Origin of the sequence: Xenophilus azovorans DSM 13620, assembly GCF_000745855.1 — a bacterium.
Classification (GTDB): domain Bacteria; phylum Pseudomonadota; class Gammaproteobacteria; order Burkholderiales; family Burkholderiaceae_C; genus Xenophilus; species Xenophilus azovorans.
The window spans coordinates 1-5,571 of record NZ_JQKD01000105.1 but is presented as its reverse complement, the minus strand read 5'-3'; the positions used below and the strand labels follow the sequence as shown (position 1 = coordinate 5,571).

6 protein-coding genes are annotated in these 5,571 nt (G+C 67.9%); 1 reads left to right on the top strand and 5 read right to left on the bottom strand.

What is annotated here, in order from left to right; genetic code table 11:
- Positions 1 to 277 precede the first annotated feature (277 nt).
- Positions 278 to 733 (top strand): Cd(II)/Pb(II)-responsive transcriptional regulator, encoded by a 456-nt coding sequence (gene cadR / locus Q392_RS32400; RefSeq protein WP_013517151.1) that lies wholly within the window; start codon positions 278 to 280, stop codon positions 731 to 733.
- On the opposite strand, the gene Q392_RS26030 is transcribed toward cadR, so the two are convergent.
- The 5 genes from Q392_RS26030 to parA all read right to left on the bottom strand — a co-directional run bounded on the left by Q392_RS26030 (position 734) and on the right by parA (position 5,201).
- Entirely contained in the window at positions 734 to 2,716 is a 1,983-nt protein-coding gene (locus Q392_RS26030) for a relaxase/mobilization nuclease domain-containing protein (protein ID WP_038215338.1), read from the bottom strand. It lies immediately after the preceding gene.
- Between the two features lie 448 nt (positions 2,717 to 3,164).
- Complete coding sequence (locus Q392_RS26025; protein ID WP_023114176.1) at positions 3,165 to 3,764, bottom strand: S26 family signal peptidase; 600 nt, start codon at positions 3,762 to 3,764, stop codon at positions 3,165 to 3,167.
- Positions 3,761 to 4,285 carry a DUF2840 domain-containing protein gene (locus Q392_RS26020; RefSeq protein WP_023103957.1) on the bottom strand — a complete coding sequence of 175 codons (525 nt, stop codon included), beginning with the start codon at positions 4,283 to 4,285 and terminating at the stop codon, positions 3,761 to 3,763. The genes Q392_RS26025 and Q392_RS26020 overlap by 4 nt, the downstream gene beginning before the upstream one ends.
- A complete protein-coding gene (locus Q392_RS26015) occupies positions 4,282 to 4,566 on the bottom strand; it encodes a hypothetical protein (RefSeq protein WP_023114175.1) in 285 nt (94 codons plus the stop codon). Before Q392_RS26015 ends, Q392_RS26020 begins: the two co-directional genes overlap by 4 nt.
- Positions 4,563 to 5,201: a ParA family partition ATPase gene (parA, locus tag Q392_RS26010; RefSeq protein ID WP_023114174.1), complete on the bottom strand. Its 639-nt coding sequence runs from the start codon at positions 5,199 to 5,201 to the stop codon at positions 4,563 to 4,565. Before parA ends, Q392_RS26015 begins: the two co-directional genes overlap by 4 nt.
- Positions 5,202 to 5,571: the final 370 nt, after the last annotated feature.

The following is a 5,571-nucleotide window of genomic DNA, read 5'->3' as shown; positions in this document are numbered from 1 at the left end:
CGCCCGGCGGATTTCCGACTCCTCCGAGGCACAGTCCATGTTCGCTATGCGAAAGCGTTGCGGCTCGATAGTCGTTCCATCAGACGCTGTTGGCTCGGGCACCGCAGGCACTGTTGCACAGCCACTCCCGCAGCAGGCAGGGTCAGCGTGTTGGCGTTGGCGGGCAGAGTTCATGAAATTCTCCTTTTCAGGCAAATTGGAAACCCTGTACCCACTACAGAGTCAAGCGCCTACAATGAGCCTTGGAGAAAAACCCGCGACCGCTCAAGATGAAGCTATGAAAATCGGCGAACTGGCTAAGGCCGCACATACCCAGGTAGAGACGATCCGGTACTACGAGCGTGAAGGCTTGCTACCAGAAACGGCCCGTACAGATGGCAACTACCGCATGTACGCAGAAGAACACGTTGACCGACTGTCCTTCATCCGGCACTGCCGGGGTTTGGACATGACACTGGATGAAATCCGGGTTCTATTGCGCTTCAAGGATGCTCCGCACGAGAACTGCGCCCAGGTGAATGACCTGCTCGACGAGCACATAGACCATGTGGCTACTCGCATCAAGGAATTGAAAGCGCTGGAACGACAACTCAAGACCTTGCGGGAAAGCTGCCGGGAATCCCAGCAGGCCAGTCAGTGCGGCATCTTGACCGAACTGTCCTCAGCATCGCGCCAGGTGCACGAGCCAGCAACGCGCAGGGGTCATGTTCATGGGGCGCATAGCCTCAAGTGACTAGCTCAAAGAAACTCCAAGCCGACGCCCGATTTCCCATGAGGCCGCTCCGCCACGCACCGTCGCCGCAAGCTGCTGCCCCAGTCGCTGCTCGATCACTGGCTTCCACGGCACCAAGCTGAACCCCATGCCGTCGTCCAGCATCGCGTACCGTCCGCTGGCGAGCATCACGCTCCGGCGGTAGATGCCAGCCACGCGCTGCCCGTCCGCCGTCGGGCGGTGTTCCAAGCCAGTTTCCGCAGCGATGTCCTTGGCGACCTGCGCCAGTTCTCGATTGCGCAGCGTGCCCAGCAGGTTGCGCGCCAGGATCACGCGCTGCCCGCGCCGCTCGGCCAGTCCCTGTTCGGCCAGGAAGTCGGCGCGCTGCTGCATCGCCTGTTTGGTCTCGCTGCCAAAACCCAGGTCACCCAGCCCCGAGCCGCCGCCGATCAACTGCTGGTCGAGCCAGGTGGCCCCGATCACGCGGGCCTGCCGCTCGATGGGCAAGTGCGATTTCAGCTCTACAGCCACGCCGCCCAGGCGCTGCGCGTCGTACTGGCGGCCACGCTCGGGCAGGTCGTCCGGCACCTTCCATAGCCCCTCGGCCACACGTTCCACGATGCCTGCCCGGCGCAAGGCTTCCAGTCGGCGGACGTGGGTGGCTACCACCTCTTGCGGATCACGGCCCGGTACGGCCTGACCCTGGGCGATCGCAAGGTGATGGTCGGTGCGGTACAGGCCATCGCTCGCCAGCGCGGCGATGTTCTTGTCGGCCGCGCGCACATCGGCCGATCCCTTCACCCCCACCACCGCGCCGGCCGGATAGTTCGCCAGTTCGTCGCGGGCATTGAGCGCGACGTAATGGGCCTTGCCGTCCACGCCGTCGATGACCAGATAGCCCCGGTCGCGCAGCTCGTCGGCCAGCCCCTTCGCGGCCACGCGGCCGAGGATGGTTCGGCCATCGTCTCCCGGCTCGAACACCGCCAGCTCGCGCGGCTCGCCGCGCATGGCCCGCCGCATGGTGCGGATGATGTCGCCACGCTCACCCAGGGCGCGCAGGGTCTTTTCGGCGTCGGCATGGACGGCCCAGGTGCCCGGCTGCATCTCGTCGGCCAGGCCCAGGCGCTGCAAGCGTTGCAGGCGGCCGACCAGCAGCAGGCGCTGGCGTTGCAGCCGCGGTTCGTTGAACTGTTCGATCTGTACCCGGCCGTCCTCGCCGGCCTCACGTTGCAGCGTGCGGTCGAGGCTTGTCCACCGTTCTTGCTCCACCTCGCGCTGCAAGGTCTGCTGGATCTCCAGCTCGGTGCGTGGCCCCAGCCATTCGGTCGCCAGTTCGGCGGCGCGATGGCGGAAGCCATCGGCGATGTAGTCGCCCGCGATGATGAGGTCTTTGCCGGTGTCGTCGCACCCGCGCACGATCAAGTGAGTGTGCGGGTTGTCGGTGTTCCAGTGATCGACGGCCACCCATTCCAGCCGCGTGCCCAGGTCGGCTTCCATGCGGCCCATGAGGTGCCGGGTATAGGTACGCAGGTCTTCCAGCTCCGCGCCATCCTCCGGCGAGAGGATGAAGCGGAAATGGTGCCGGTCATCGGCGCAGCGTTCCTTGAAGGCGTCGAGGTCGGCGGCATCGGTCTGCGGCCCGTAGGCTTGGCCTGGTTCGCCATCGCGGCCCACACCGTCGCGCTCGATGTAGCGCAGGTGCTTGGCGAGCGACTGCGGGCTGGCCCGCTGCTGATTGACCAGCAGCGTCTTGATGGTCACGCGCCGCGACATGGGCGTGAGCTTCGCCCCCGCGAAGCGCGCCGCCGTGTGGCCGCGCCCCAGGCGCGAGCCGGGCCGCTGGCCGGCGTGCTGCCCGTTGCCGCTGGCGCCAGGACGGCGCACCGCCGACTTGCCGCTGCTGGCCTTGCCTGCCTGCTTGAGCACCTTGGAGACGAAGCCCTGGCCCCGGTTCTTCGGGGCACTGGGGCGGATGCGGAAATCATCGTCGCGGCGGTCGGTCATGGCTGCGCTCCCTGCAAGCTCTGGCGTGTCCGGTCGTGCGAAGCACGCGGACATGCCTGCATTGGCGCGGGCTTCGCGCCCCAAGCGGCACGGCGGCGAAGCCGCGCCGTGCCGCGCCACCCCCACGTGCAGACTGGCTTTGCGGGCCGACAGGTGCCGCACCCTTTTGTCTTGCCTTCCGCCTTTGCCCCTCGCTGGCGCTCCGGGCAGCGGCGGCCCGGCGGTGCTGCTGCGCGAGCAGCCAGCGCGCCGGCGAACGCGGCGACGGCCATAGGCCGGGCGCGTTCGAGGCAAGACGCCTGCACGTTGGACGGCTGCGCCGAAGGCAGCGCGAAGTGCGGTGCGAATGCACCCGCACTGCACGCGCGACGACACGGCGACGGCCAGCAGAGCGACACGCCCGATGGCACGACAAGATGCACGGCAACGTGCAGCGAGTCGGCGGCCATCATGGGCGGGATTCCAGCCAGACTGGATGCGCGACCCCGATCACGGCGGATGCGCTGACCGGCCCGAAATACCGGCTGTCGAACGACGCCGGGTTGGTCACACTCAAGAGGAACAGTTCGCCGGATTCGAGGCGGCGGCATTGCTGCCAGGATGGCAGCGGCCGGCCCCAGCGGTCGGCAGGCAGCACGGCGGCCGAAGGCACGCCGTCGATGCGGACGACGCGGCCAGTGCTGCACACCTCCTGCGGCGCGACGGCGCCCACGCGCTTGAGCAGCGGCACGCGCGCCGGCAGGTAGCCGCGCTGCGCGGCCAGCGCGGCGGCGTCTGGCGGCAGCGTGGTCAGGACGATGCTGCCCACGGACAAGGGACGTGGCGGCGAGTCGGTGCCGTGGCCTTGCGGATCGACGCGATACCAGCCGACCGCCACGCTGTCGGACGGGTTGTAGATCAGGCGCGGCAGCGGATGCACGAAGGACGCCCAGGCGAGCGCAGCGAGGCCGCAGGCGGACAGGCCCGCCAACACGAGGCGAGCGCGCAGGCGCGAGCGAGGATGCGGCGGGATGCCGGTTGCGCTGGCAACGGCGGATGGAAGCGTCATGGCAGCGTCCTCCCGGTTAGCCAGGCAGCGTGCCGCTCGGCGGTGTATTCGGGCAGCGGCAGGCGTGCAGCGAGCCGGTTGGCGAGCGTGCGCCAGTACGCGGGCGAGACAGCGGCGGGCGCGATGCCCAGCGCCTCGATGGCGTCGATGCACTCCAGCACCGCGCGCACCTGGTTCTCCCCTTCGGCGTGGAGCAGCAAGCGCGCCCCCGGCTGCACGCCGGGGATGCGCTGCGCTGCATCCAGCGGCGTGCAAGCCTGCATCACCATGAGCTGCCAACGCACAGTGCCGTAGTCGTTGGCCTGCCAGCGGATACGGCACAACATGGCGCCCGGCAGGAACACCGCGCAACGGCGCCAGCGGTCGAGCTGGTGCGTGCGCGCAGGTTCGCCGAAGCGCAGGTAGAGCTTGAAGCGTGGTTCGATGTAGGCCAGCGCCACGCGCGTCAGCGGCGCGCTGGCAGGCTGGCCGGCAAGTGCAGCCGTAGCCGCGCCAGCGGCAGGCGAAGCGGATGCAGTCATGGTGCGTTCTCCCTGCGGTGCTCTGGAAACTCCCGCTCCAACAGGCCACGCAGCAGGTCGGCCACGGTCACGCCTTGCGTGAAGGCCGACACCTTGATGCGTGCCCGCATCGCGGGCGTGATGTCGAGAGTCAGACGGGCGGTGTAGAGGTCGCCCTTGCCCAGCGCATCGGCGTCGCCCTGGCGAATCCACGCCTCGGCGTGCGGATTCGCGGGCGGACGCGCGCCGATGCCGACGCGCTTTGCCGTGCGCTTGCTGTTCGATGGCGGCTTCGCGGTCATGTCGGCCACCGCAGCAATTCGTCCACCAGCGCAGTGATTTCGCGTGCGGCGGCGCTGTCGGGTGCCGTCTCGCGTGCAAGCCGGCCAGCGGCCACGCTATCGGCGAACACGATGCGCTGATGCACTTCCGCGCGCAGCGCAGGAAGCGGCTGGTCGGCGAGTGCCTGGCGTGCTTCGCGCCCGATCACGGTGGTACTGACGCGCCGATTGATGACGAAGGCCGCGCGCAGCGCAGGCCGAAATACCTGCGCCTCGCGGATCAGCGCCACCATCTCAGCGCTGGCCCACAAGTCGTAGGGGCTGGGCTGCACCGGGATCAGCACGCGCTCGGCCGCCAGCAGCGCGGAGCGCGCCAAGGCGGCGATGCGCGGCGGGCCGTCGATGACGACGTGATCGGCCCGCCTGGCGAGTTCCGGCGCCTCTTGGTGCAGCGTTTCGCGTGCGAGGCCCACGGCGCTGAACAGCCGTGGCAAGCCTTGCTGGCTTCTGCGCTGCGTCCAGTCCAGCGATGAGCCCTGCGGGTCAGCGTCCAGCAGGACGACGTGCTGGCCGCGCATCGCCAACTCGCCGGCGATGTGCGTGGCGAGCGTGGTCTTGCCGACGCCGCCTTTCTGGTTGAGCAGTGCGACGATCATGGCCTGGCCCTCCATGCTGGAAAGCCGGGCTTTTGCTGCTGCGTTTGTGGCCGCGGGGTGGTTGTCCACCGCAGCGGCGTTTCCCTACTAAAAGTTAGAGAAACTAAGTTAGGGAAGTTAGAGGACGCGCAAACCCAGTGCTGGCGCGGGTTTGCGGCCGATCGGCACGCCTGATAGCACGATAGTCCCACGCCTGATAGCACGATACCCCGCACGCCTGATAGCACGACACCATTCACAGGCTTTCCCGGAGTTATCCCCGTGCCGTCTGCGGCACGGTGTCAGGCGCCATGAAAAACTGCCCCCCTGGCGCCATTGAGAACTGACCCCCTTTCACAGCGAAGGAGGTCATGGATGGAAGAGGAGATCG